We start from the raw sequence: 25,281 nt of genomic DNA, 5'->3' as shown, positions 1-25,281 counted from the left end.
CAAGCCCGGCCATGACGACAACCAAGAGCAGGACCACTCCCGAGAGTGGGGGCCAACTACTGACCCGCTCCCTCACGCAGCTTGAAGCGCTGGATCTTGCCGGTCGCGGTTTTCGGCAGGCTGTCCACCACCTCGATCCAGCGCGGATATTTCCACGGGCCGATCTTCTGCTTGACGTGTTCCTTCAGTGCCTCGTGCAGGGTCGAGCGATCGACGCTCGGGCGCAGCACGACATAGGCCTTCGGCTTCAACAGCCCCTCCGGATCGGCTTCCGGCACCACGGCAGCCTCGAGCACCGCGGGATGCGTGATCAGCGCGCTCTCGACCTCGAACGGCGACACCCAGATGCCGGAGACCTTGAACATGTCGTCGGAGCGGCCGCAGAAGGTATAGCGCCCGTCGGCGTCGCGGACATATTTGTCGCCGGTGCGCGTCCAATAGCCCTCGAACGTCGAGCGGGTCTTGTGGCGCTGATTCCAGTAGCCCTCACCGGCGGACGGTGCATGCACCAGCATCTCGCCGACCTCGCCGTCCGGCACGTCCTGGCCGGCCTCGTTGACAAGACGAACCTGATAGCCCGGCACGGGGCGCCCCGATGAGCCGTATTTGATGTCCCCGGGGACGTTGGACAGGAAGATGTGCAGCAGCTCGGTCGAGCCGACACCATCGAGAATGTCGACGCCGAACCGCGCCTTCCAGGCATTGCCGACCGATTCCGGCAGCGCCTCGCCGGCCGAGGTGCAGATGCGCAGCGCGCTGCCGGCCTTCTCATGGCGCAGCGACTCATCGTGCAGCATCGCGGCGAACAAGGTCGGCACGCCGTAGAAGATGGTCGGATTGTAGCGGTTGAGGAGCTTGAACATCAGCGCGGGCGTCGGGCGCTCGGAGTTGAGGATCGTGGTTGCGCCGACCGACAGCGGGAAGGTCAGCGCATTGCCGAGGCCATAGGCGAAGAACAGCTTTGCGGCTGACAGACAGACATCGCTCTCGCGGATGCCGAGCACTTGGCTGGCATAGGTCTCGGCCGTTGCGGCGAGATTGCCGTGCAGATGGCGCACGCCCTTGGGCATGCCGGTCGAACCGGATGAATACAGCCAGAACGCAGGCTCATCCTCGTGGGTCGCGACCGTGTCGAACTGATCGCTCTCGCGCGCGAGCTCCTCGGTGAGCAGCTTGTGGCCGAAGGCATTGGCGCCGGACACGACGACGCAATCGAGATCCGGCATCCGGCCGACAATGTCCTTCACCACCGGATACAGCGCCTCGGACACGAACAGCACGCGGGCGCGGCAGTCGGCGAGCACATACGCGTATTGGTCAGAGGTCAGCAGCGTGTTGAGCGGCACCGGGACGACGCCCGCGCGCATGGCGCCAAGAAACACCGCGGGGAAATCCACCGTATCGAGCATGATCATCGCCACGCGCTCCTCGCGGCGGACGCCAAGGCGGCGCAGCATGTTGGCGACGCGGCAGGTCTGCTGTTGCAGACCGCGATAGGTCAGCTCCGAGACCGTGTCCGTGTAGGCGAGCTTGTCGCCGCGCCCCGCCTCGACATTGCGGTCAAGCAGCCACGATACCGCATTGTACGACTTCACGGCATTCTCCCCGGATTTTTGAATTATAATTCATACAAGGCCACCAACATCGCTTGCTGTCAATCCTCCCCGGCATTATGTTTCCTACTCAAAAGAGTGCCTCAGGGATATGACGCCACACAGCGATGCCCCGCGCGACGACGGCCAGTCCGCGGCCGAGAGCGATTTCCTCGACCAGCTGGGCCAGCGGGTGCGGCGGATGCGCGGCCTCGCCGGCATGTCGCGCAAGGTGCTGGCCGAGGTCTCCGGGATTTCCGAGCGCTACATCGCCCAGCTCGAGAGCGGCAAGGGCAATGTCTCGATCGTGCTGCTGCGCCGCATCGCCAACGCGATCAACGCGCCGCTCGACGACATCATCCCCGGCGGCGAGCCATCGCCGGACTGGCCGGTCATTCGCGATCTCCTGAAGAAGGCGAGCCCGAGCCAGATCGCCGAGGTCAAGGAGCTGCTTGCCGGGGGCGCATCGGCGCCGCTGCGGCGTTCGTTCTCAGGCATTGCGCTGATCGGCCTGCGCGGTGCCGGCAAGTCGACGCTCGGCAAGATGCTGGCGGAGCGGATCGGCTGGAGCTTCGTCGAGCTGAACAAGGAGATCGAGCGGCAGAACGGGCTTTCGGTTGCCGAGATCATCGCGCTCTACGGCCAGGAAGGCTTTCGCCGCATGGAGCAGGCCGCCCTGGTGCAACTGCTCGCGCGCAAGGAGCCGATGGTGCTGGCGACCGGCGGCGGCATCGTCTCCGAGCCGGTCACCTTCGACCTGATCCTGACCTCGTTCTACACGATCTGGCTCAAGGCCGAGCCGGAGGAGCACATGGGGCGCGTGCGTAAGCAGGGCGACCTCCGCCCGATGGCCGACGACCGCTCGGCGATGGCCGAGCTGCGCAACATCCTGGCGAGCCGCGAGCCGCTCTACGCGAGGGCCAATGCGGTGGTCGATACGGCGGGACTGTCGGTCGAAGCGGCGGCCGCACGGCTGGGCGAAGCCGTGAAGCCGGTGCTGACTGGCGACGCCCGGATGTTCGCGCGGGCGTGAGACGTCGTGCGACTTCGATCGCGCCGCAAGCGTCCGGTACGCATTAACCACCACCCACATTTCAATACCGGCGAGACTCGCCACACACCCTCCGATTGATTAATCAATCGTTAAGTCACTGGAGGACGTGGGATGCAAAATCGTCGTCGCGAGGCTCGCCAGCGCGTCTACTATGGCGGCGTGCTGACCTTCAATTCAGGCTGCTCGACGCTGGCCTGCGTCGTGCGCAATTTCAACCACCGCGGCGTCAAGGTCGAGCTCGAGGGCAGCGTGCTGCTGCCGGACCGCGTCGAGATCAGCATCGAACGGCGCGGATGGTCACGACCGGCGCAGATGGTGTGGCGCGACGGCGCGGGCGCCGGCCTCGCCTTCCTTCACGACGATGGCGAGGTGATCGATCTCGAAACGGCGCGCGCCTTGCGCCTGCAGGAGCGCGCCAACAGGCAGCTCAAATCGCGCCTTGAGCAATTGCTCTCGGGGCACTGAGCAATGTCCGAATCCTCGCAAGAGCACGACGACTGGCTGATCGCCTCCGATGCGCCGCCGCCGGTCGCGGCGCGCGCCGCCGAGCGCCCGCGATCGCACTGGCTCCGGCGCGTCACGCTGCTGCTCGCCGCCCAATATGTCATCGTGCTGGTGATCGGCGTCGCGGCGGCCTCGACCGTGCGCGCATTCGTGCTGCCGGAAGTCACCGGTCGCTTCGAGGCGCTTGCAGCGGCGCTCAAGCGAACGCCGCTGCCTTGAGTTCTGAGCTGGTCACTCGATCTCCCGCAGCTCCGCATAGGTCAGCGGCAACAGGCCGGTGCCGTCGAAATAGACAAAGCGCAGCCGGCGGCGGCGTGAGATGAAGTTCGACGGCAACGGATCGTAGCGGAAGGTGGCGCCGCCGAGATGCGGGGTCAGGCTGCCGACATCGGTCAGCGCGTCGATCTCCACCCGCAGCAGCTTGAGGCTGGCGCCGTCGCGCAGGATCTCGAACGGGACGCGCGCCAGCCGCAGGAAGCTGGTCGGATCGGGGGCGGCGATGAAACCGTCGACGAAGGCGGCCTCGACCTTGTCGAGGTCGGGCTCGACGATGGCGGCCGGCTTGGCGCCCTCGGGCTGGTGCGGCGTCTGCCACTGCACCGGTGTGCGCCCGTGCGGATGGTTGTGCCCGGGGCCGTGCGGCGGATGGTCATGATGATGGTTGTGATCATGCGGATGGCCATGATCATGGTGGTGATCGCCGTGGTGGTGGTGATGATGTCGCATCGCAGGCCTCAATAGCTGACCGGCTTGTTGATGATGGACTTGTGGCTGCCGAGCTTGCCATGGGCGACCATCGAGCCGAGCGCCTCGACGACGACACGGACGCCGATCAGCGCGGTGATGTCCGAGGTGTCGTAGGGCGGCGAGACCTCGACCACTTCGAGCCCGCACAGGCCCTCGGCGGCGACGAGGCCGAGCAGCTTGAGCGCCTCGCGCGGCAGGAAGCCGCCGGGCTCCGGCCAGCCGGTGCCGGGCACGAAGCCGCAATCGATGGAGTCGACGTCGAACGAGATGTAGACCGCGTCGGCATCCTTCCAGGCCAGCTCGAGCGCGATCTCGGCGGTCTTCTCAAGGCCGATCTTCTCGATGTCGGCGATGGTCAGCACGTTGGTGTTGCGCTTGCGCGCGACCTCGACGCCCTCGCGCGGCACCTGCCAGCCGCCGATGCCGAGCTGCACCAGATTGGTCGGCGACACGTTCGGCAGGTTGGTCGCCCAATACCATGGCGTGGTGTGCATGCGCTCGTCGAGATCTTTCTCCTGGATGTCGATGTGGCGGTCGAAATGGATGATGCCGATCTTCTTGTCGGTGCACTGCGCGATGCCGCGCACGCAGGGAAAGCCGATCGAGTGATCGCCGCCGAGCATGATCGGCAGCGCGCCGGACGAGAACACATGCGCGACGCCGCGGCTGATCTGGTCAAAGCTCTTTTCCAGATTGGCGGGAATCGTGAAGACGTCGCCGGCATCGCACAAGGTCATCTGCTCGCGCAGGTCGACGCCGAGCTCGTAGTTGTAGGGCGTGTAGAGCGCGGAGATGCGGCGGATACCCTGCGGCCCGAAACGGGTGCCGGGCCGATAGGTGGTGCCGGAATCGAAGGGGATGCCGATCACCGCGGCGTCGTATTTGCCGACGTCGCGGACGTTCTCGACATACGGCGCCTTCATGAAGGTGTTGATGCCGGCGAAATGCGGCAGCTCGCCGCGGGCGAAGGTCGGGATGTCGCGGTCCGTCAGCGTGTCGGCGCCGGGCAGGCCCATGTCGAGCGCCCATTGCCGCTCCTTGCGCCAGCCGTTGGTCGGCAGCTTGCCCTCGGCCTCCAGTGCCTGCCAGCCTTGCGTGGCCATCTTGTCGAAGTCCGGATGGTGACAGCGCATCCTCCGGCGCTGCGAGTGCAATCCGGCGCGGCGCGACCGGCGCATGAATGGGAATGACATGGAGACTCTCCTTCGTTTCTTTCGACGTTTCTTGAACTGACTATTGCGTCGCCTGCAGGCTGGCGCGGATGAATCCGAGCACGGGCACGGCGCTGTCGCGGGTGAGATCGAGATCGTAGGTGATGCGCGCGCCGAACCGCTCCGGCGCCTGCGGATCCTTGCGCGGGCGGTCGAGCGCGATCAGCCGCGTGGCGAGGCCGAACGCCTCCTTGATGTCGTGGGTGACCATCACGATGGTCATGTTGTGCTGGCGCCACAGCGGCTTGATCAGCGCATGCATCTGGGCGCGGGTGCCGGGATCGAGCGCGCCGAAGGGCTCATCGAGCAGCAGCACGCGCGGCTGCTTCGCCAGTGCCTGCGCGATCGCCAGGCGCTGCTGCATGCCGCCGGACAACGCGCTTGGATATTTGTCGCGATGCTCGGCCAGGCCGACGGCCTCGATCAGCGCGAGGCTCTTCTCCATCGCCGCCTTGCGCGCCGATCCGAACAGCCGCGCCGTGAACGGGCTGCCGGCAAGCTCGTAGCCGAGCAGCACGTTGCCGAGCACGGTCAGATGCGGGAACACCGAGTAGCGCTGGAACACGATGCCGCGGTCCGGTCCGGGCTCGGCCGGAAACGGCCGGCTATCGAGCAGCACCGCGCCCTGGCTCGGCCTCTCCTGGCCGAGGATCAGGCGCAGCAAGGTGCTCTTGCCTGCGCCGGACGGGCCGACGATCGACAGGAACGTGCCGGAGGTGATCTCGAGATTGATGCGCTCGAGCACGACCTGGTTGCCGTATTCGACCCAGACGTTGCGGAAGGAGAGCGTGCTCATCAGCGGCTCCCTCGCGCATATGCCCAGGGAAAGGCGTGCCGTCCGAACCAGACCAGCGCGTAGTCGAGGATGTAGGCAAGCAACGTGATCCAGACGACGTAGGGCAGGATCACATCCATCGAGAGATAGCGCCGGACCAGGAAGATGCGGTAGCCGAGCCCGACATCGGAGGCGATCGCCTCGGCCGAGATCAGGAACAGGAAGGCGGGCCCGATCATGAGCCGCAACCCCTGGATCAGGCGTGGCATGATCTGCGGCAGCACCACGCGGATCGCGACCTGCCAGGTCGAGGCGCCCAGGGTCTGCGCCTTGATCAGCTGCTCCCGCGGCATGTTCTGCACCTCGAGCGAGAGATCGCGCACCAGGGTCGGCGTGACGCCGATGATGATCAGCACCACCTTGGACAGCTCACCGAGGCCGAACACGATGAACAGAACCGGCAGCACCGCCATCGGCGGGATCATCGACAGCACCGCAATCAGCGTGCCGAAGCCGGCGCCGGCCACCGGCAGCAATCCGATGGCGAGTCCGAGCACGAGACCGATGGCGGCGGAAATGCCGAGGCCGAGCGCGAGGCGCTGCAGGCTCGCCGACGTGTCGGACCACAGCACGTAGTCGCCGGAGCGGCGATCCGGCTCGGTCGCGAGCCGCTTGGAGGTCGCGACCATCTCGGAGACCGGCGGCAGCAGCTTGTCGTCGGGATTGTCCGCGCGCCGCTGCGCCGATCCGACCACGTAGATCAGCGCGATCAGCAGGAACGGCAACAGGGCCAGCAACAGCCGGCTGCCCCGGTTCGGAACGACGTTCATGGCACGCGGCATCAACAGGCTCCCTCAGTCCTCATGGTGAGGGGCGCGTCAGCGCCGTCTCGAACCATGAGGCCCCCGATGTGGGCCTCATCCTTCGAGATGCTTGCGCTCGCGCAAGCTCTTCAGGATGAGGGGTGGCACCGGCGGCGGTCCAGGAAGCGGATCAGAGCTTCCCTTCGGCCGCCATCTTCATGAAGGTCGGATCGAAGCGCAGCTTGACATTGCTGGCCGCACCCAGCGCCTTCGTTGGCGTGGAGATGCCGACCGCGTCCTTCGACTTCACGTTCTCGCCGAGCAGGTTGTGATCGAAGCAGAAGGTGCGCACGAGATCCATGATCTTCGGCAATTCCGGTCCGGTCACGAAGGCGAGCGCGTCCTTCGGCTCGTAGTACATGAACGTCGTCTTGAGCTGGGTCTCGAAGCCGGCGAGATCGGTGCCCGACAGCTTGGCCATCGCCTCGCGCGCGGCCTTGCCCTTCTCGCTCTGATCCTTCATCAGCGCGATGGTCTCGTACCAGATGCCGACCAGCGCCTTGCCGAGCTCCGGATTGTCCTTGAGCGTCGCGCTGTTGACGACCAGGAGATCCTCGATCTCGCCGGGGATCTTGCTGGAATCGAACACCAGCGTTGCCCCCGGCTCGGCCTTCACCTCCAGCAGTTGCGGATTCCAGGTGACCACGGCCGTCGTGTCCGGCGACTTCGCGGCGGCGACGATGTCGGCGTCGGAGGTGTTGACAGTCTTGATGTTCTTCTCGGACAGTTTCGCGGTCTCGAGGCCGCGCGCCAGCAGATAGTGCGACACCGAGAGCTCGACGAGGTTGACCTTCTGGCCCTTGATGTCGGCCATGGTCTTGCCCTTCTTCAGCACGACACCGTCATTGCCGTTGGAGTAGTCGCCCATGATGATGGCCGACGTGTCGACGCCGCCGGCAGCGGGGATGGTCAGCGCATCCATGTTGGTGACGGTGACGCCGTCGAACTTGCCGGCGGTGTACTGGTTGATCGACTCGACGTAGTCGTTGATCTGGGTGACCTTGATCGAGATGCCGTATTTGTCCGCCCACTTCTTGACGATGCCGGACTCGGCCGCATAGGGCCACGGCATCCAGCCGACATAGATCGTCCAGGCGATGTTGAATTCCTTCTTCTTCTCAGCTGCCGCTGATGACAGCGATGCGGTCGCCAGCGTCGATGCAGCGAGCAGTGCAACAAACAGATTTCGCGCTTTTCCCATGTCCAGTCCCTCATCGGTTTTCTGACCGCGGACTGGCATGAAGAACCTCGTGCCTGCCAAGCGCGGCCACTGAGGTCTCCCGGGTTTTTATCCCGCCGTGCACCAGGGCTCTCCCCTGGCGGCTGCTCTCGGACCAGCATTCTCGATGGAGAACCGGAACCCTAGCTGCCAACTCTAAGCAACGAGGGGAGCAATCCGCGTGCCAGGGAAAAATGCTTGCGATTCAACGGAACCAGCGGCACGCTGTGCTCAAAAATTCGGCACTCAGAATTCTTCTTGGGCGAGGTGGCGCGTCAGCCGACGCCGGGCCATGCAACGACAGCATGAACCGTCCGGTGCACGGGGGCGACATCATCAGGCAGGCCCGTCAGTCGCAGTGGCTTGGAGTCTCGTTGATATGATCAGGTCTTCCGGGATCGCATTGGCAACCATTCTGGCTCTCAGCCTCGCCGCCGAGGCAGCCTTCGCGCAGAGCGCGCCCACCCCCGATACGCCGGCGCAACCTGCTCCCGCCGCGAGCCCCACCCCGACAGCTACTCCGTCACCAGCCGCCTCGGCCGAGAAACCTGGCGACGCCAAGCCGGCCAGCGAGGCGGCCGCGCCGAAGAAGAAGCGGACGAGGACCAGCACGCGCAAGGAAGTCGAGGACTCCCTGCGCAGCGGCACGGTGCCGTCGCGCTATCGCAGCCGGGTGCCGAAGGAGTACCAGAAGTACATCCCGTTCCATCGCTGAGGTCTAGAGTGGCGGTGTCATTTTCACGATGACTCCGACGATCAGCATGAAGGCGAGACACAGCCCCGTCTCAAGGTCGGAATGACCAGACCAGAAGCCGCGCAAGCCGGCCACGGCCTTCTGTGGTGATTCGATTCGGATACGAGGTGCACGCATTTGTTCAACCTCTGATAAAAGGAAAAACAAACTACTACCCTGGAAAATTAATCCCGTCCAAGCCGCGCCTCAATGCGAAAAATCAGCGCATGCCGGGGCAGCGGTCAAAATCTACGCCCCAACGCCCGACGCAATCTTGATTTGAGTCAATCCGCTTGCAGGTCGTGATGGCGGCAGTGCGCCGCCCTAGATACCCAGATAGCGGTGCTGCAGCTCCGGCTCGGCCATCAGTTGCTCCGACGTGCCATGCCACACGGTGCGGCCACGCTCGATGATGTAGTGGCGGTCGCAGATGCGGGTCAGATGCTCGACATTCTTGTCGATCACCAGGATCGACTGCCCGCGCGATTTCAGCAGCGACAGGCAGTTCCAGATCTCCTCTCGGATCAACGGCGCCAGACCCTCGGTCGCCTCGTCGAGAATGAGGAGTTTCGGGTTGGTCATCAGCGCCCGGCCGATCGCCAGCATCTGCTGCTCACCGCCGGAGAGCTGGTTGCCCATGTTGCTGCCGCGTTCGGCGAGCCGCGGAAACAAGGCGTGGATCTTGTTGAGCGTCCAAGGATCGGACGCGCCGAGCCGGTTGGCCGAGGCCGCCACGAGATTCTCGGTGACGGTCAGATTCGGAAAGATCTGCCGTCCCTCCGGCACCAGGCCGATGCCGAGCTGAGCAATCCTGTAGGACGGCAGCTTTCGTGTCTCCTGACCGCTGAAGCGGATCAGGCCGGCGCGCGCCTGGGTCAGACCCATGATCGAGCGGATCGTGGTGGTCTTGCCCATGCCGTTGCGGCCCATCAGCGAGACCATCTCGCCGGGACGGATCGCCAACGACAGGCCGAACAAGACCTGGCTCAGGCCGTAACAGGTCTCGATGCCGTCGACCTCGAGCAGCATGGCGCTTGTCCCCAGATCAACCATGGCCGACCACCACATGCTGATCGCCGAGATAGGCGCGCTTGACCTCCTCGTTCTGCCGGATCTCGTCCGGTCTGCCCGAGGCGATGATGCGGCCATAGACGAGGACCGAGATGCGGTCGGCGAGCGCGAACACCGCCTCCATGTCATGCTCGACCAGCACGATCGACACTTCCTTGCGCAGCTCGTTCAGCAGCTTCACCATGCGCTGTGACTCGGTCACCCCCAGGCCGGCCATCGGCTCGTCGAGCAGCAGGAGCTGCGGCTTGGTCGCGAGCGCGACGGCGAGCTCCAGCTCGCGCTGCTCGCCATGGCTGAGCTTCGACACCAGCACGTCGGCGCGATGGCCGAGACCGACGCGCTCCAGCGCGGCCTGCGCGGCGGCACGCAGCGGCTTGTCCTTGCGCGCGGCGGCGAAGAAACGGAACGAGTGCTTGCCGTCATGGGCTTGCGCCGCAAGCGCGACATTGTCGGCCGCGGTGAAGTCGGTCAGCAACGAGGTGATCTGGAACGAACGCGCCAGCCCCAGCGCGCTGCGCTTATAGGCGGGGAAATGCGAGATGTCGCGCCCCCCTAGGAAAATGCGACCCGCATGCGGCGCCAGGTGGCCGGTGAGCTGGCTGATCAGCGTGGTCTTGCCGGCGCCGTTCGGCCCGATGATGGCGTGGATCTCGCCCTTGGCAACGTCGAGACAGACGTGATCAGTCGCGACGATGCCGCCGAACCGGCGCACGAGATTGTCGACGCGAAGCAGAGGTTCAGCCACGGTTCAACCTCCCGAGCATGCCCATGATGCCGCCGCGGCCGAACAGCACGATCAGGAGCAGCAGCGGCCCCATGATCAGCGCCCAATATTCGGTGATCTGCGACAGCACCTCTTCCAGCACCAGGAACACGACCGAGCCGACGACCGGCCCCATCAGGGTGCCCATGCCGCCGAGGATGACCATCACCATGAGGTCGCCGGAGCGGGTCCAGTACATCACGGCAGGGCTGACGAAATCGGTGTTGTTGGCAAGCAGCGCGCCGGACAGGCCACAGAGCATGCCGGCGATGACGAAGCACGCCAGCTTGTAGCGCTTCGACGGGAAGCCGATCGCCTGCATGCGCTGCTCGTTGGAGCGCAGGCCCTGCAGCACGAGGCCGAAGCGCGAATTGACGATCCGCCAGATCAGGACCACGACGGCAAGCAGGCAGAACAGGCAGAGATAATAGAACTGCACGCGGTTGCCGAGATTGATCAGGCCGCCGAAATCGCTGCGCTTGTAGACGGTGAGCCCGTCATCCCCGCCGTAACGGGCGAGGCCGGACGCGACGTAGTAGGCCATTTGCGCAAAGGCCAGCGTGATCATGATGAAATAGACGCCGCGGGTACGCAAGGAGAGCGCGCCTATGACCAGCGCATAGAGCGCCGAAACCGCGATGGCGACCGCGAACTGGGCATAGCCGGAGCCGATGCCCTCCTGCGCCAGGATGCCGACGGCGTAGCCGCCGATGCCGAGATAGGCGGCATGGCCGAAGCTCATCATGCCGCCGTAGCCCATGATCAGGTTGAGGCTGACGGCCGCCAGCGCCAGGATCACGATGCGGGTGAACAGCGTGAGGATGAAGACGTTGCCGGAGAGGTTCGAATAGACCGGCAGCAGCACCAGGCCGGCCACGACGATGATGGCCACGATGGTCGAAACGTTGAGCGAGGATTTCATCTGCGGTTGGCCGGAAACAGACCTTCAGGCCGCGCCACCAGCACGATCGCCATCAGGAGGTAGATCAGCATCGACGACATCGCCGGCGCCGCAGTGGAAGCTGCTGCCGAGTTCAGCACCTGGCGCAGCAGATTGGGCAGGAAGGCGCGGCCCATGGTATCGATCAGGCCGATCATGATCGCCGCGATAAAGGCGCCGCGGATCGAACCGATGCCGCCGATCACGATGACGACGAAGGCGAGGATCAGGATGTTCTCGCCCATGCCGATCTGCACCGTGAGGATCGGCGCCTGCATCAGCCCGGCCAGGCCAGCGAGCGCGGCGCCGAGGCCGAACACCAGCGTATAGAGCAGCTTGATGTTGATTCCGAGCGCACCGATCATCTCGCGGTTGGAGGCGCCGGCCCGGATCAGCATGCCGATTCGCGTCCGCATCACGCCGAGATAGAGCAGCAGCGCCACCAGCAGCGCCACGACGATAATCGCGAGGCGATAGGCGGGATATTGGATGCCGGGCAGGATCATGACCGGGAAGGCGAGCCAGGACGGCAGCGGCAGCGCCAGTCCCGCCGGGCCCCAGATCAGCCGGACCGCCTCGTTGAAGAACAGGATCAGACCGAACGTCGCGAGCACGTGGTCGAGATGGTCGCGCCCATAGAGATGGCGCAGTGCCGTGAATTCGAGCACGATGCCGAGCAGAAGCGTGGCTCCCAGTGCCATGACGGCGCCGAGCACGAAGCTGCCGGTCCAGGCTACGAAGGTCGCCGCGAAATAGGCGCCCATCATGTAGAGCGAGCCGTGGGCCAGGTTCACGAAGTCCATGATGCCGAAAACCAGCGTCAGGCCGGCGGCCAGCAGGAACAGCAGCAGTCCGAACTGCAGCCCGTTCAGGAATTGTTCGACGACGAGAAGCATGCCCCTCACTTCACGCTCAAAAAGACGGCGGCAGAACCCGTTCCAGGCGCTGCCGCCATGTCCGTCCCGATCTTAGGCCGGAGATGTTTTAAGCTTCAAGCAAATTCCAGGCCTGTTTCGTCCCTGGCTCGGAATTCTTTTCGCTCACTTCATCGGGCACTTGTCGTGGAAGCGGTCCTGGTCGTTCTCGACGATGGTGGCGACCGTCTTCAGCGAGAGCTGGCCCTCGGTGTCCTTGACCACGTCCTGCAGGTAGAAGTTCTGGATCGGGATGTGATTGTTGCCGAACTTGAAGGAGCCGCGCAGCGACTTGAAGTTGGCCTTCTCCATCTCGGCCTTCATCGCGTCCTTCTTGGACGTGTCGCCCTTGACCGCAACCACGGCGCTGTTGATCAGCTGGGCCGCATCGTAGGCCTGGGCGCCGTAATAGGTCGGACGCAGGCCGGTGTATTTCTTGCGGTAGTCGGCGACGAACTTCTTGTTCTGCTCGTTGGGCAGGTCGTTGACCCATTCCTGGGCGCCGGGCACGCCGATCGCATTGTCCTTCTGCAGCGGCAGCGACAATTCGTCGACGGTGAAGGCGGTGTAGAGCGGCATCTTCTCCTTGAGGCCGGCCTGCGAATATTGATTGAGGAATTGCACGCCGGCAGCGCCGGGATAGAACACGAAGATGGATTCGGCGCCCGAGGCGCGCGCCTTGGAGAGCTCGGCGGAGAAGTCGAGCTGGCTCGGCCACACCGTGTATTCCTCGCCGACGACCTGGCCCTTGAAGGTGCTCTTCACGCCGGCCAGCATGTCCTTGCCGGCCGCATAGTTCGGCCCGATCAGGAACACCGACTTGACGCCCTTCTGGTTCATGTAGAGGCCCATCGCGGCGGGCGTCTGGTCGTTCTGCCAGGAGGTCGAGAACACGTAGGGCGAGCACAATTCGCCGGCGAGCTGCGACGGGCCGGCATTGGCTGAGATCAGGAAGGTCTGGGAATCCACCGCGGTCTTGAGCGAGGCCAGCAGCACGTTCGACCAGATGTAGCCGACGATGAAATCGACCTTGTCGGACTGCACCAGCTTCTCGGTTTTCTGCTTGCCGACGTCAGGCTTCTGCTGGTCGTCCTCGTAGATCACCTCGACCGGCTTGCCGTCGATCTTGCGGCCGAGATGGTCGAGCGCGAGCTCGAACGAGTTGCGCATGTCGTTGCCGATCACGGCGGTCGGGCCGCTGAACGTCGAGACGAAGCCGATCTTGATGGTGTCGCCGGCAAAGGCGGCGCTCGAAAACAGCAGCGCCGCGGCGCTCGCCAGCCAAAAGCTCTTCATGGTCTCCCTCCCCTCAAACAAATCGTTCTTATCGTTGTTTTGTCGCCGCCACGCAGCAGCACGACCAGCGGCGGCGTTCCGCCGCAGCATTCGTCGCGCGGTGCTGATCCTGCGCGCCATCGATCCATGCACCATAATTCCCGGAAACGGGCAAAGGCAAGAACTATAGTGCGTGTTAAGGATACTGCGGCACAGCAGACGGCAGGGTCGGGAAGAAGGTCATGAGAGGAAGTCGCCTTCCCCGCGCCGTCATGGCCGGGCCTGTCCCGGCCATCCACGCGGCTCGATAGTCGCCGCTCGACGTGGATGCCCGGGACAAGCCCGGGCATGACGGAGCAACTGAAGAGCAGCGGCTCTCGCGGCATCTACTTCTAGATGTCACTCGTGGATATCACTTGCTCGCTACCCCACGAACGCATCACTTCACCAGCGCACACCTGCCATCGGCGATCGGGCGGAACGCCTGCTCGGCTGGAATCGTCGAGACCAGACGATAGTAGTCGTACGGATATTTCGACTCCTCCGGCTTCTTCACCTCGAACAGATACATCGGGTGCACGACGCGGCCGTCGGCCCGGATCGTCACATCGCCGAATAGCTTGTCCTTGCCCTTCACCGTCTTCATCTGCGGCACGACGTCCTTGGCATCATCGCTGCCGGTGGCAGCGACCGCGTTGAGATAGGCAAGCGTCGAGGCATAGACGCCCGCCTGGTTGCCGCTCGGCATCTTGCCGTTCATGCCGGGGCGCGCTGCGAAGCGCTTGGCGAAGGCGCGGGTGTCGTCGTCCATGTCCCAGTAGAAGGCCTCGAGCAGTTGCAGGCCCTGCGCCGCCTTCAGGCCCATGCCATGGATGTCGTTGATGAACAGCAGGAACGCGACCAGCGACTGGCCGCCCTGCTGGATGCCGAACTCGGACGCCTGCTTGACCGCATTGATGGTGTCGCCGCCGGCATTCGCCAGGCCGATCACCTTGGCCTTCGAGCCCTGCGCCTGAAGCAGGAACGAGGCGAAGTCCGTCGTGCCGAGCGGATGCTTCGCCGAGCCCAGCACCTTGCCGCCGTGCTTCTCGATGTAGTTGGTGGCCTCCGCCTCGATGCCCTGGCCGAGCGCATAGTTGACCGTGATGAAGTACCAGTCCTTGCCGCCGCGGCCCATCATCGCAGCCGCCGTGGTGTTGCCGGTCGCCCAGGCGTCGTTGACCCACTGGATGGTGTTCGGCGAGCAGGCCTTGCCGGTGAGATCGGAGCTCGCGGTCGACGACGCCAGGAACGTCATCCGGCTGTTGCGCAAGAGCTCGTTGACGGTGAGGCCCACGGCCGAGTTGGGCACGTCGACGACGGCATCGACCTTGTCGACATCGAGCCATTTGCGCGTGATCGCCGAGCCGACATCGGCCTTGTTCTGGTGATCGGCATAGACGATCTCGACCTTGATGCCTTTACCGCCGCCGTTGAAATCCTCCGCCGCCATGCGCGCGGCCTCGACCGAGCCCATGCCGTTGGTGTCCTGGAAGATGCCGGAGATGTCGTTGAGCACGCCGACGCGTACGACATTGTCCGAGATCTCGCCGGCCCGCGCCGCGCCTGCAAGGCAGACTATTGCGACCAGCGCCAGCGCGCACGAATTCAGCTGCTTCATGATGTCCTTCCCCGTGTGTTGCTTGTTTGATTGTTGTCGTTGCGGCTGGAGGTCGTCTCCAGTTGCGAAATCAGCTCTGCCGATCCGGAATGCGCACCACCAGTCCGGCCAGCGCCGGCTGCACCTTGATCTGGCAGGACAGCCGGCTGTTCGGCCGCCGTTCGGCTGCGGTGCCGTCCAGCAGCGCATCCTCATCGTCGGACACGGGATCGAGCTTCCCGGTCCAGGCGTCGTCGACATAGACGTGGCAGGTGGCGCAGACGGCGTTGCCGCCGCATTCGGCGACGATACCGTCGATGCCGTGGGTCAGCGCCGCCAGCATGACGCTGGCGCCGTCCTCGGCCTCCACGCTTTCGCTGCGGTTGTCGGGATGGATGAAGGTGATCGTGGTCATGGTACAGCTCAGGCTGGAGTAAAGGTGACCGGCAGGCTCTCCAGCCCGCGCAGCGTGTTGTTGTAGCGGCGCTTCGGCTCGCCGCTCATCGTGACGCTCCCGACCTTGCGGGCGAGCGCCGTCAGCACCGCCTCGCCTTCGAGCCGCGCGACGAGCTGGCCGACGCACATGTGGATGCCCGAGCCGAAGCCGACATGGCCGGATACTTTTCGGGTGATGTCGTAGCTGTCCGGCTGCTCCCAGCGGCGCGGGTCGCGATTGGCGCTACCTAAGAACATCAGCACCTTCTCGCCCTCGGGAATCGTGACGCCGCCGAGTTCGACGTCACGCGTGGTGGTTCGGAAGAAGGTCTGCACCGGGCTTTCGAACCGCACGGCCTCCTCGAACGCGTTGCGCGCCAGCGACGGATCGGCGCGCAGCCGCGCCCATTGATCGGGGAAGCGCGCCAGGCAATACACCGCGGCGCCGATGCCGTAGACGGTGGTGTCGAGGCCGGCCGACAGCAGCGAGCGCACCAGCAACGGCGCCTCGGCCAGCGTGATCTCGCCGCTGTCGCTGAAGGCGTGGATGCAGGAACCGAAGCCGCCGGGCGTGAGATTGTCGCGCTGGCACTGCTCCGTGACATAGGCCTGGTGCGGCGCCGAGCGCTCGATCGCCTGCTGGCGCAGCTCATTCGGCGGACCGAACGCGTTGAACACCAGGCTCGCATAGGGAATGAGATGCTCGCGCCCCTCCGGCTTCAGCCCGAGCGCATCGGGAAACACCGACAGCGGATAGGCCTCGGCGAGATCGGGGATGGCATCGAACGAGCCCCGGCCTACAAGCTCGTCGATCTTGGCCTCGGCCGCCACCATGAAGCCGTCGCGCAGCCGCTTCATGACGGCGGGCGACAGCACCTTGCTCAGCACGGCGCGGGTGCGCGTATGCGCCGGCGGATCCGCCTCAAGGATCAGGCTCGGCGGCCGCCACGGCTTCTCCTTGGCGAAGTCGCTCAAGCCCACGCCGCGGCTGGAGCAGAACGTCTGGGGATCGTTGAGGACGGCATAGACCTCGGCGTAGCGGGCGACGCCGTAGACGTTCCACGCGTCCAGATGGATGACGGGGCCGGCCTCGCGCATCTCCTGATGCGCTGGATAGGGATCGTCGAAGAATTCATACGAGAACGGGTCGATGGCGAGGTGCGGGATGACCGGCGCCACGCCGGCAGCGGGGGAAAGACCTGTTGGGTTCATGCGGAGCTCCCGAAGTTTGGCCTTGTCATGCGGCTTTTCGTATCCGTATGAGTGGCGATGCATGGACGCTGGGGATCATGAGCGAGAAATCCGGGACGCCGCGCAAGGCGCAGCCGCGCGAAGCTGAGGGGCACGGCCTCACGCTCGATCTCGACCGCTATGTGCCGGCCTTCATCACCTTCATCGCCAACAAGCTGTCGAACAGCGCCACCGCGTTCTATCAGCGCAATTTCGGCGTCAACGTCACCGAATGGCGGATCATGTCGCTGCTGGCGATCGAGCCGGGCATCCCGGCCTCGCGCATCTGCAGCGTGATCGGCTTCGACAAGGGGCCGGTCAGCCGCACCCTGGCGCTGATGAAGAGTCGCGGCCTGATCGCGATCCGCAACGACCCGGAGGACGGCCGCAGCCATTCGATTTCGCTGACGGCCAAGGGCCGCGCGACGCACGACAAGGTCATCGTCGCCGCGCTGGAACGCGAGCGGCGCCTGCTTGCCTGTCTCGACAAGGATGAGCGGGAAGTCCTGATCACCCTGCTGCGCCGAATCCACGACAATCTCGACGCCGTCACGGGCGCGAGCTGAGCCGCTCCGGCAGGAGCCGCCGAACGGCTGACCCGTCCGCTGCGGCAATCTGTTGGCGCGCGCGCAAGCGGCCGCGCCTGCGGCGAGCAGGCTGCGCATGACGTTCCCGTCCCTTCTTCGAGACGCGGATCATCCCGCGCCTCCATTGCTGATCGGGTCGATCGTTCCACAGATTAGTTGCTTTAGCAACGATATATTTTCGACCGCATGAGGTCCCGCAGCGCGAAAGCGCCGTCGCACTCGATCCTTCAAATTCTAACTATCGGCGAAGGCGCGCGGCAATTTCGCCCTGATATGCCGTGTCGGCTGCGCTCCCGATTGCGGCGCGGCCTGCGGGGAGAGGCGGATGTTGGGGTTCATTTTCGGTTTCAATGCGCGTCTCGGCCGTCTGCAATATTTTCTCGCCTCGCTCGGTCTTGCGCTGGTTTCGGTGGTCCTGATCGTGGTTGTGGCCGTCGGTCTTGCCGCCCTCGCCCCGCAGACGTCGGAGCTGACGGTGAGCCTGCCGATCGTGGTGCTGATCGGCCTGTGCCTGGTGGCGAACCTGATGCTGCAGGCGATGCGCTTTCGCGACATCGGCTGGGACCCGGTCTGTGTGATCCCGGCCTGGATCGCCGTCATGGTGCTGGACTACGTGATCGCCGGCCGATTTCCCGAATACGCGGCGACATCATCGCACCACGGCACGTGGGTGGGCGCCCTGGTCAATCTCGGCCTCAGCGTTGCGCTGCTGTTCTTCCCCAGCGGGGCTGACGACGCGCCGTCGTCGGGAGCCACGGTGAGCCGCCCGACGTCTGCGTCGTTCCGGACAGCCCGTGGCGCCGGCTCGGCCACCGAGGCACGACTTGCGCGCATCACGGGCGGGGATGCCGATCGGCGCGGGTACTAGGCGGCTGCGGCGCCCGACCTGCTCACAAATTAGGCGAATCGCCTTCGGCAACCACATCCGACCGCCCGACGGCCTCTCGGACGGCACGGCAACCCACTGACTCTCAAGATTTTTCTCTATCAGGCTCGCATCCTCGCCGTGTACACAATGGCACATGGCTTGCTACGTTCGCAGCCGGATTGGCGAAGCGGAGCGCAAGGAAATGGCAGGCCAGAGTTTGGGCTCGGACGAGACGCGGAGCGCCGCGTGACCGAGACCATTGCCGAGATCGTCGCCGCCCATCGCGCCGGCCTGACAACGCCAAGCGACACGATCGCGCGCTGCTACGCCCGGATCCGCGCGCACAACGACCCCGCCATCTTCATCAGCCTGCGCGGCGAGAAGGACGCGCTCGCGGAGGCCGAAACCCTCGCCGACCGGGACAGATCGCTGCCGCTCTACGGCGTGCCCGTCGCGGTGAAAGACAATATCGACGTGGCGGGCCTGCCGACCACCGCCGCCTGCCCCGCCTTCGCCTACACGCCATCTCGCGATTCCACCGCGGTGGCGCGGCTGCGCGCGGCCGGCGCGATCATCATCGGCAAGACCAATCTCGACCAGTTCGCCACCGGCCTCGTTGGCGTGCGCTCGCCCTATGGCATTCCGAAAAATCCGGTGCGCGCCGATCTCGTTCCGGGCGGATCGAGCTCGGGCTCGGCGGTCGCCGTCTCCGCGGGTCTCGTGCCGCTCGCACTCGGGACGGATACTGCGGGCTCCGGCCGCGTGCCGGCAATGCTCAACAACATCGTCGGCCTGAAGCCGAGCCTCGGCATGATCTCGACCTCCGGCCTGGTGCCGGCCTGCCGCACGCTCGACTGCATTTCGGTGTTCTCGCTGACGGTCGACGACGCCGTCGCGGCGCTCTCGGTGCTGGCGGCGCCGGATCCGCTCGATCCGTTCTCGCGCGACCGGCCGCTTGGGGCCGTGACGGCATTTCCCGAGGGCGTGAAGCTCGGCATTCCCCGCCCCGGGCAGTTGATCTTCTTCGGCGACAAGGCGGCGGACGCCGCCTATAGCGCTGCCGCCGCGCGCTTCGTCAAGCTTGGCGCCGAGCTCGTCGCGTTCGACCTCGAGCCGTTCTACGAGACCGCGCGGCTGCTCTATGAAGGCCCCTGGGTCGCCGAGCGCTATCTCGTGATCCGCGATCTGCTCGCCTCCGATCCCGATGCGATCCACCCCGTGACGCGCGAGATCACCATCGGCGGCGCGCGCGGCAGCGCGGCCGACACCTTTGCCGCGCTTTATCGTCTGCAGGCGCTGCGCAAGGTGGCCGAGCGTACCTTCGCCGATATCGACGCGCTGGTGCTGCCGACGGCGCCGACCGCCTACACCACCGCGGATGTTCTTGCCAATCCGATCGAGCTCAACAGCCGGCTCGGCACCTACACCAACTTCGTCAACCTGCTCGATCTCTGCGGGCTTGCGGTGCCGGCTGCGATGCGCAGCGACGGCGTCCCGTTCGGCATCACGCTGCTCGCGCCGGCCGGACGCGATGCGGCGCTCGCCAGTCTCGGGCGCGCCTTCCATGCCGACACGGCGCTGCCGGTCGGCGCCAAGCCGGTCCCGCTGCCGCCGCTCGCTCCCGTGTCGCCGGCACTGCATGGCGACGAGATCGCCGTCGTCGTCGTCGGCGCGCATCTCTCAGGGATGGCATTGAATCACGAGCTGACGAGCCTCGGCGGACGTCTGCTCGAGGCGACGACCACCGCGCCTGACTACAAGCTCTACGCGCTGTCGACCACGCCGCCCAAGCCCGGCATGCTGCGGATCGACGACGGCCAGGGCACGGCAATGGCCGTCGAGCTCTGGGCGCTGTCGGCCGCGAGCTTCGGCAAATTCGTCAACCTCATCCCGCCGCCATTGTCGATCGGCACCATCCGGCTCGCCAACGGCCGCAGCGCCAAGGGCTTCCTTGTCGAGCCTGCCGCCCTCGACGGCGCGCGCGACATCTCGGAGTTCGGCGGCTGGCGCGCGTATATGGCGCAGAAAAGCTGATCGCCTCGCGACTTCGTCACTGCGAGCGCAGCGAAGCAATCCCAGAGCTGCGGTCAGGCCTCTGGATTGCTGCGCGGGCAATGACGGCAACCCGGCAGACGGCGAGCTTAGCTATACCGACACCGCGTAGATCTCGTATTCGCCGCGCACCAGCTCGATGTGCGCCTTCATGGCACTCGCCGCGCCGGCCTTGTCGCCGCGCAGGATGGCCACGACGACGCGGTCGTGCTCGGCATGCGACTTGGCGAGGCGGCCGAGATTGCGGAACTGGGCGCGGCGGAACGGCTGCACGCGCACCCGCGTCGCCAAGGTGATCTCGGCGATGTAGGCATTGTGCGCGCCGGCATAGATCGCGTTGTGGAAGCGCTCGTTCACCTCGTGGAAGCGCTCGGGGTTGCCGGCGTGGCTGAGATTGCGCAGCTCCTCGTGGATGGCTTCCAGCCGCTGCCGCTCGACCGGCGTCATGCGCTGCGCCGCGAGACCGGCGCACAGGCCCTCGAGCTCGGCCATCGCCTCGAACATGCCGGTGAGACGGTCGGCCGACGGTCGCGCCACCACGGCGCCGCGATGTGCACGCGCCTCGATCAGCCCGGAAGTCGCCAATTGACGCAGCGCTTCGCGCACCGGCGTGCGCGAGACGTTGAAGCGCTTGGCGATCTCGGTCTCGTCCAGCGGCGCGCCCGGCGCCAGCGCGCCGCGCACGATCTCGTCGGCCAGCTGCAGGCGCAGCTCCTCGGCGCGCGTGATTTTCGCGACGGCAGGCGGCGCGCGGTCGATGCGCTTGATCTCCGAGTCGCGGGCGGACCGCTGGCGCGTTCGCGGCGGTAGATCGTCCAGGCTCATCCTCAGCCGCCCTTTGCTTCATCGATGATGCTGACATGGGCAGCAACGATTCTCCAGCCTTCAGGAAACCGGACCCAGGTCTGCATCTGGCGTCCGACCTTGCCGGGCGCGGTGTCGCGATAGAACAGCGTCGAGGCGACCGCGGCGTCACGGCCGTAAGTGGTGATCACGGTGCGCGCGGTCCGCCGCATCAGTCCAGCCGGCGAGCGCGCGGCGCGAAATGCAGCGATCTCGCCGTAGCCATAGAGGTTCTCGCCGATGCCGTAGCGCAGCGTACGGGAGTCCTGCTTGAACAGCTCGTCGAGCACGGCAACGTCGTTGCCGACCAGCGCCTGTTCGTAGCGCTGGAACTGCGCGGTGACTTCCGCGACGACGTCAGGCAGATCGACTTCCATTCTCCAGAACTCCTCGCGGGGCCGGCGCAGCGGCGACGCCAAGCTGTTGCAAGGCGTGGGCCACACGCAATGCGACATGTTCGCACCAGGGCGCCGCGATGATCTGCACGCCGATGGGCATCGGCGCGAGCGGAATCGGAACGGCGACGACGGGAAGCCCAATGAACGAGATCGGCTGGGTATGAATGCCGATATTGGCACGCACCGGCAGCTCGACGCCGTCGAGCACGAAGGTCGCCTGCCCGAGCTTGGGTGCAACGCAGGGCGTGGCGGGGGCGATCAGCACGTCGACGGACTTGAACAGCTCGAGCACCCGAGCGCGGTACCAGCGGCGAAACTTCTGCGCGCGGTCGACCATCGGTGCCGGAATCATCGCCCCCGCAATCAGCCGATCGCGCACCGCCGGATCGAAATCCTGCGGCTGCTTGCGCAAGCGGTCGAGATGCAGCGAGGCGCCTTCGGTCGTGCTGATGACATAGGCCGCGGCGCGAGCACGCGCGGCTTCGGGCACCTCGACGACGTCGGTCGCCTTGAGCGCGGTCGCCACGCGGCTGACCGCCTCGGCGGCCTCCGGAAACAGGTTCTTCTGAAAGTGGCCGCCGGCAATGGCGATGCGCAGGCCATCGAGCCCTTGCGACAGCGAAGCTGAGACCGGCTCCGGCGCACGCGTGGTGCACGCGGCATCGTCGGCATCGGGCCCCTGCATCACGTCGTAGGCAAGCGCGAGATCCTCGACCGAGCGTGCGAACGGACCGAGATGATCCAGGCTCATGACGAACGGAAACGAGCGCGCCCGCGACAGCCGGCCATAGGTCGGCTTGAGGCCGAAGATGCCGCAGAACGACGACGGCACACGGATCGAGCCGTTGGTGTCGGAGCCCAGCGCGATCGGCACCAGGCCGCCGCCGACGGCGCTGCCCGAGCCGCCCGACGAGCCGCCGCTCATCCGCGTCGGATCATGCGGATTGCGCGACGGGCCGTCGTGCACGTTTTCGCCGGTGAAGTCGTAGGCGTATTCGCCCATGTTGAGCGCACCGACGAGGACGGCGCCGGCCGCCTCCATGCGCTCGATCAGCGTCGCGTCGCGCGTCGCGGGCGCTCGATCACGGTTGATCTTGGAGCCGGCGCGGGTCGGCAGCCCCGCGACGTCGAACAGGTTCTTCACCGCCAACGGCACGCCGGCGAGCGGGCCGATGGGCTTGCCCGCCGCGATGTCGGCATCCACCGCACGCGCCTTCGCACGCGCCCGCTCGGCGGTCACGTCCGTGAACGAGTTGAGCACACCATCGCGGACCGCAATCCGCGCCAGCGCGGCGTCAGTGGCGTCGACGGCCGAGAGCTTGCCGGCGGCGACCGCGGCGGCGATGGCGCTCGCGGTCATCTCGGGAGAACTAAGCGGTGAAGACACTGGCAGGCTCGGCTTCATCAGGCAGGGAGAATTCGTCGACCAGCTTCGCCATCTTCAGCGAGACCTCGAGATTGGCGCGGATGGCCGGGCGCCAAGTGTCCTCGATCGGCAGAGCCAATGCACGCCCGACGGCGTCGATGTAATCGTCCAATGGCTCCGCCATCAGCTTTTCTCCTCAAGCTTTCACGCTCAATGCGCCGGCAATGGCGGGTGCGGAATCGCCGTCAGCAACTCCCGCGTATAGTCATCCTGCGGATGACCTAGCACACGTTCGGAGGTGCCTTCCTCGACGATTCGACCCGACCGCATCACGATCACACGATCGCACAACAGCCGCACGACATTCAAATCATGGGAGACGAACAGATAGCTCATACCTAACTGCCGCTTGAGGTCCTGCAGCAGATTGAGCACGACCGCCTGCACGGAGACGTCGAGCGCCGCGGTGGGCTCGTCGAGGATGACGAGCTTCGGGTGCAGTGCGATGGCGCGCGCGATACCGACGCGCGCCTTCTGGCCGCCCGACAATTGGTGCGGAAAGCGATCGAGCAGATTGAGCGGCAGGCCGACCATGGTGGCGAGCTCCTCGCAGCGGGCACGAAGCGCGTCGCGGCCCTTGATGTCGCCGAGCTGCAGGATCGGGTCGGCGATGGCACGCGCCGCGGTGAAGCGCGGATTGAGGCTGTCGGTCGGATCCTGGAACACCATCTGGATGCGGCTGCGCAGCGGAAGCCGGGCAAAGGCCTGCGGCAGGATGTTGCCGATCTCCTCGCCATCGAAGCTGATGCGCCCCGAGGTCTGGTCGAGCAGCCGCATCACCATCATCGACGTCGTCGACTTGCCGCAGCCGGATTCGCCGACTAGGCCAACGCTCTCGCCATGACCGACCGTGAAGCTGATGCCGTCGACGGCGCGGAACATCTCCGGCTCGACCGCCGGCCTCCGTCCGAACAGTTTCGACAACGTGGCCGAAGCGCCCTGGCGCGGATATTCCTTGACCAGCTTGTCGACGAGGAGAAGCGGCTTGGCGCTGCTCGCACTCCGCTCGCCCTCCGCACTCCGCTCGTCACCCCCGGGCTTGACCCGGGGGTCCATCACCTGGAGCGACTCTTGCGAAGATGGATGGATGGCCGGGTCAAGCCCGGCCATGACGGAGGCTGTGTGTGGTGGGGCTGCCACATCCTCCTCCGGCAGCAGATCGCGCAAGGACACGCCGAGGCGCGGCGTCGCGCGCATCAGCTTGCGTGTATAGGGATGCTGCGGGTTGGCGAAGACGTCGGCGGCCCTGGCGGTCTCGACCACCCGGCCCTTCTCCATCACCACGACGCGATCGCAATAGGCAGCGGCGAGACCCAGATCATGCGTGATCAGGATCGTCGACATGCCCCGGCTCTTGGTCAGCTCGACGACGAGGTCCATCACCGCCTTCTGCGTGGTGACGTCGAGACCGGTGGTCGGCTCGTCGGCGATCAGGAGCTGCGGGTTGCAGGCCAGCGCCAGCGCGATGACGACGCGCTGGCACATGCCGCCGGACAATTCGAACGGATAGGCGTGGTAGCGCTCGCGCGGACGCGCGATCTTGACCTGCTCGAGCGCGGCGATCGCCTTCTCGGCGCGATCGGTCGCGGCCGCCTGGACGTGCTGCTTCAGCACATCCTCGATCTGCTGGCCCACTTTCCGGATCGGATTGAGCGCCGCGCGCGGGTTCTGGAAGATCATCGAGATCTCGCGGCCGCGCAGATCGCGCATCGCGCTTTCCTCGGCCGCCCTGACGTCCACGCCGGAGAACATCACCGATCCCTCGGCGATGCGGCCGGCGCGGTCGAGGATGCGCATCACCGCATAGGACGTCACCGACTTGCCCGAGCCGGATTCGCCGACGATCGCGAGCGTCTCGCCCTTGGCGACGGAGATGTCGACATGCTGCACCGCCTTGACGATACCGCGGCGGGTGGAGAATTCGACCGTGAGATCGCGAACGTCGAGCAGCGGCTGGGCGGTCATCCGTGGCTCCGCTTGTTACGACCGTCATGCGCGGGCTTGACCCGCCTGCGGGGCCGAAGCCCCTTCGGCGCGGCGAAGGCCCGCGCATCCATCACACTGACGAAGGTGTTCTTGAAGGGATGGATTGCCGGGTCAAGCCCGGCAATGACGGAGTCGTTTTGTGGTGCGCTCATCGCC

At 65.7% G+C, this 25,281-nt stretch carries 27 protein-coding genes and 1 riboswitch; of the genes, 7 read left to right on the top strand and 20 right to left on the bottom strand.

From position 1 onward, the window contains the following. Positions 1–56: 56 nt before the first annotated feature. Positions 57–1,595: a benzoate-CoA ligase family protein gene (locus ACQR03_RS21945; RefSeq protein WP_434841876.1), complete on the bottom strand. Its 1,539-nt coding sequence runs from the start codon at positions 1,593–1,595 to the stop codon at positions 57–59. Positions 1,596–1,704: 109 nt separating this feature from the next. On the opposite strand from ACQR03_RS21945, the gene ACQR03_RS21940 reads away from it, so the two are divergent. The 3 genes from ACQR03_RS21940 (at position 1,705) to ACQR03_RS21930 (ending at position 3,369) form a co-directional block, all read left to right on the top strand. Further along, positions 1,705–2,625 carry a helix-turn-helix transcriptional regulator gene (locus ACQR03_RS21940; RefSeq protein WP_434841875.1) on the top strand — a complete coding sequence of 307 codons (921 nt, stop codon included), beginning with the start codon at positions 1,705–1,707 and terminating at the stop codon, positions 2,623–2,625. A gap of 132 nt (positions 2,626–2,757) precedes the next feature. Beyond that, positions 2,758–3,111: a PilZ domain-containing protein gene (locus ACQR03_RS21935; RefSeq protein WP_315717130.1), complete on the top strand. Its 354-nt coding sequence runs from the start codon at positions 2,758–2,760 to the stop codon at positions 3,109–3,111. Positions 3,112–3,114: 3 nt separating this feature from the next. Beyond that, positions 3,115–3,369 (top strand): hypothetical protein, encoded by a 255-nt coding sequence (locus tag ACQR03_RS21930; RefSeq protein WP_316173223.1) that lies wholly within the window; start codon positions 3,115–3,117, stop codon positions 3,367–3,369. Positions 3,370–3,381: 12 nt separating this feature from the next. Here ACQR03_RS21930 and ACQR03_RS21925 read toward each other — a convergent pair whose 3' ends face one another. From ACQR03_RS21925 to ACQR03_RS21905, 5 genes are all read right to left on the bottom strand, one after another. Beyond that, positions 3,382–3,750 carry a hypothetical protein gene (locus ACQR03_RS21925; RefSeq protein ID WP_434841903.1) on the bottom strand — a complete coding sequence of 123 codons (369 nt, stop codon included), beginning with the start codon at positions 3,748–3,750 and terminating at the stop codon, positions 3,382–3,384. Between the two features lie 134 nt (positions 3,751–3,884). Further along, a complete protein-coding gene (locus ACQR03_RS21920; RefSeq protein WP_434841874.1) occupies positions 3,885–5,090 on the bottom strand; it encodes an agmatinase family protein in 1,206 nt (401 codons plus the stop codon). 40 nt (positions 5,091–5,130) lie between these two features. Beyond that, complete coding sequence (locus ACQR03_RS21915; RefSeq protein WP_434841873.1) at positions 5,131–5,904, bottom strand: ABC transporter ATP-binding protein; 774 nt, start codon at positions 5,902–5,904, stop codon at positions 5,131–5,133. Continuing rightward, positions 5,904–6,725: an ABC transporter permease gene (locus ACQR03_RS21910; protein WP_315717126.1), complete on the bottom strand. Its 822-nt coding sequence runs from the start codon at positions 6,723–6,725 to the stop codon at positions 5,904–5,906. Before ACQR03_RS21910 ends, ACQR03_RS21915 begins: the two co-directional genes overlap by 1 nt. 151 nt (positions 6,726–6,876) lie before the next feature. After that, positions 6,877–7,947: a putative urea ABC transporter substrate-binding protein gene (locus ACQR03_RS21905; protein ID WP_316173225.1), complete on the bottom strand. Its 1,071-nt coding sequence runs from the start codon at positions 7,945–7,947 to the stop codon at positions 6,877–6,879. 74 nt (positions 7,948–8,021) lie between these two features. Then, positions 8,022–8,123: riboswitch (guanidine-I (ykkC/yxkD leader) on the bottom strand. Positions 8,124–8,344: 221 nt separating this feature from the next. Between ACQR03_RS21905 and ACQR03_RS21900 the strand changes: the two genes are divergently transcribed. Beyond that, positions 8,345–8,680, top strand: coding sequence for a hypothetical protein (locus ACQR03_RS21900; RefSeq protein WP_316173226.1), 336 nt, complete (start codon positions 8,345–8,347; stop codon positions 8,678–8,680). A 342-nt stretch (positions 8,681–9,022) separates the two neighbouring features. Here ACQR03_RS21900 and ACQR03_RS21895 read toward each other — a convergent pair whose 3' ends face one another. From ACQR03_RS21895 to ACQR03_RS21860, 8 genes are all read right to left on the bottom strand, one after another. Beyond that, positions 9,023–9,727: an ABC transporter ATP-binding protein gene (locus ACQR03_RS21895; RefSeq protein WP_316173636.1), complete on the bottom strand. Its 705-nt coding sequence runs from the start codon at positions 9,725–9,727 to the stop codon at positions 9,023–9,025. A gap of 16 nt (positions 9,728–9,743) precedes the next feature. Further along, the gene (locus tag ACQR03_RS21890) at positions 9,744–10,514 is read right to left on the bottom strand and encodes an ABC transporter ATP-binding protein (RefSeq protein WP_315717123.1); all 771 of its coding nucleotides are present in this window, start codon (positions 10,512–10,514) and stop codon (positions 9,744–9,746) included. Further along, positions 10,507–11,454, bottom strand: coding sequence for a branched-chain amino acid ABC transporter permease (locus ACQR03_RS21885; RefSeq protein WP_316165614.1), 948 nt, complete (start codon positions 11,452–11,454; stop codon positions 10,507–10,509). Before ACQR03_RS21885 ends, ACQR03_RS21890 begins: the two co-directional genes overlap by 8 nt. After that, positions 11,451–12,368: a branched-chain amino acid ABC transporter permease gene (locus ACQR03_RS21880; RefSeq protein WP_316173227.1), complete on the bottom strand. Its 918-nt coding sequence runs from the start codon at positions 12,366–12,368 to the stop codon at positions 11,451–11,453. The genes ACQR03_RS21885 and ACQR03_RS21880 overlap by 4 nt, the downstream gene beginning before the upstream one ends. 144 nt (positions 12,369–12,512) lie before the next feature. Further along, entirely contained in the window at positions 12,513–13,682 is a 1,170-nt protein-coding gene (locus ACQR03_RS21875; protein WP_316173228.1) for an ABC transporter substrate-binding protein, read from the bottom strand. A gap of 418 nt (positions 13,683–14,100) precedes the next feature. Then, a complete protein-coding gene (locus tag ACQR03_RS21870; protein ID WP_316173229.1) occupies positions 14,101–15,321 on the bottom strand; it encodes an ABC transporter substrate-binding protein in 1,221 nt (406 codons plus the stop codon). Between the two features lie 70 nt (positions 15,322–15,391). Next, positions 15,392–15,715, bottom strand: a complete 324-nt coding sequence (locus ACQR03_RS21865) for a 2Fe-2S iron-sulfur cluster-binding protein (protein WP_315717118.1) — start codon at positions 15,713–15,715, stop codon at positions 15,392–15,394. An 8-nt stretch (positions 15,716–15,723) separates the two neighbouring features. Further along, a complete protein-coding gene (locus ACQR03_RS21860; protein ID WP_434841872.1) occupies positions 15,724–16,947 on the bottom strand; it encodes a cytochrome P450 in 1,224 nt (407 codons plus the stop codon). A gap of 77 nt (positions 16,948–17,024) precedes the next feature. On the opposite strand from ACQR03_RS21860, the gene ACQR03_RS21855 reads away from it, so the two are divergent. From ACQR03_RS21855 to atzF, 3 genes are all read left to right on the top strand, one after another. Beyond that, positions 17,025–17,531, top strand: a complete 507-nt coding sequence (locus tag ACQR03_RS21855) for a MarR family winged helix-turn-helix transcriptional regulator (RefSeq protein WP_315717116.1) — start codon at positions 17,025–17,027, stop codon at positions 17,529–17,531. Between the two features lie 349 nt (positions 17,532–17,880). Continuing rightward, positions 17,881–18,420 carry a DUF805 domain-containing protein gene (locus tag ACQR03_RS21850; RefSeq protein ID WP_410052678.1) on the top strand — a complete coding sequence of 180 codons (540 nt, stop codon included), beginning with the start codon at positions 17,881–17,883 and terminating at the stop codon, positions 18,418–18,420. A 246-nt stretch (positions 18,421–18,666) separates the two neighbouring features. Then, on the top strand, positions 18,667–20,454 hold the full coding sequence (gene atzF / locus ACQR03_RS21845; protein ID WP_316173231.1) for an allophanate hydrolase: 1,788 nt from the start codon (positions 18,667–18,669) through the stop codon (positions 20,452–20,454). Between the two features lie 111 nt (positions 20,455–20,565). On the opposite strand, the gene ACQR03_RS21840 is transcribed toward atzF, so the two are convergent. The 6 genes from ACQR03_RS21840 to ACQR03_RS21815 are packed head-to-tail and all read right to left on the bottom strand — an operon-like array spanning position 20,566 to position 25,277. Next, complete coding sequence (locus ACQR03_RS21840) at positions 20,566–21,297, bottom strand: GntR family transcriptional regulator (RefSeq protein ID WP_315717111.1); 732 nt, start codon at positions 21,295–21,297, stop codon at positions 20,566–20,568. Positions 21,298–21,299: 2 nt separating this feature from the next. Then, a complete protein-coding gene (gene hpxZ / locus ACQR03_RS21835) occupies positions 21,300–21,692 on the bottom strand; it encodes an oxalurate catabolism protein HpxZ (RefSeq protein ID WP_315717110.1) in 393 nt (130 codons plus the stop codon). Next, entirely contained in the window at positions 21,673–23,073 is a 1,401-nt protein-coding gene (locus ACQR03_RS21830; protein ID WP_434841871.1) for an AtzE family amidohydrolase, read from the bottom strand. Before ACQR03_RS21830 ends, hpxZ begins: the two co-directional genes overlap by 20 nt. A gap of 10 nt (positions 23,074–23,083) precedes the next feature. Further along, complete coding sequence (locus tag ACQR03_RS21825) at positions 23,084–23,263, bottom strand: DUF4089 domain-containing protein (protein WP_434841870.1); 180 nt, start codon at positions 23,261–23,263, stop codon at positions 23,084–23,086. A 26-nt stretch (positions 23,264–23,289) separates the two neighbouring features. Continuing rightward, entirely contained in the window at positions 23,290–25,104 is a 1,815-nt protein-coding gene (locus ACQR03_RS21820) for an ABC transporter ATP-binding protein (protein ID WP_316165617.1), read from the bottom strand. Beyond that, entirely contained in the window at positions 25,101–25,277 is a 177-nt protein-coding gene (locus tag ACQR03_RS21815; protein WP_315751188.1) for a hypothetical protein, read from the bottom strand. Before ACQR03_RS21815 ends, ACQR03_RS21820 begins: the two co-directional genes overlap by 4 nt. Positions 25,278–25,281: the final 4 nt, after the last annotated feature.

Source organism: Bradyrhizobium sp. HKCCYLS3070 (genome assembly GCF_051167575.1).
Lineage (GTDB): Bacteria > Pseudomonadota > Alphaproteobacteria > Rhizobiales > Xanthobacteraceae > Bradyrhizobium.
Note: the sequence above shows the minus strand (reverse complement) of the source record. Positions and strands in the feature narration are given on the sequence as shown.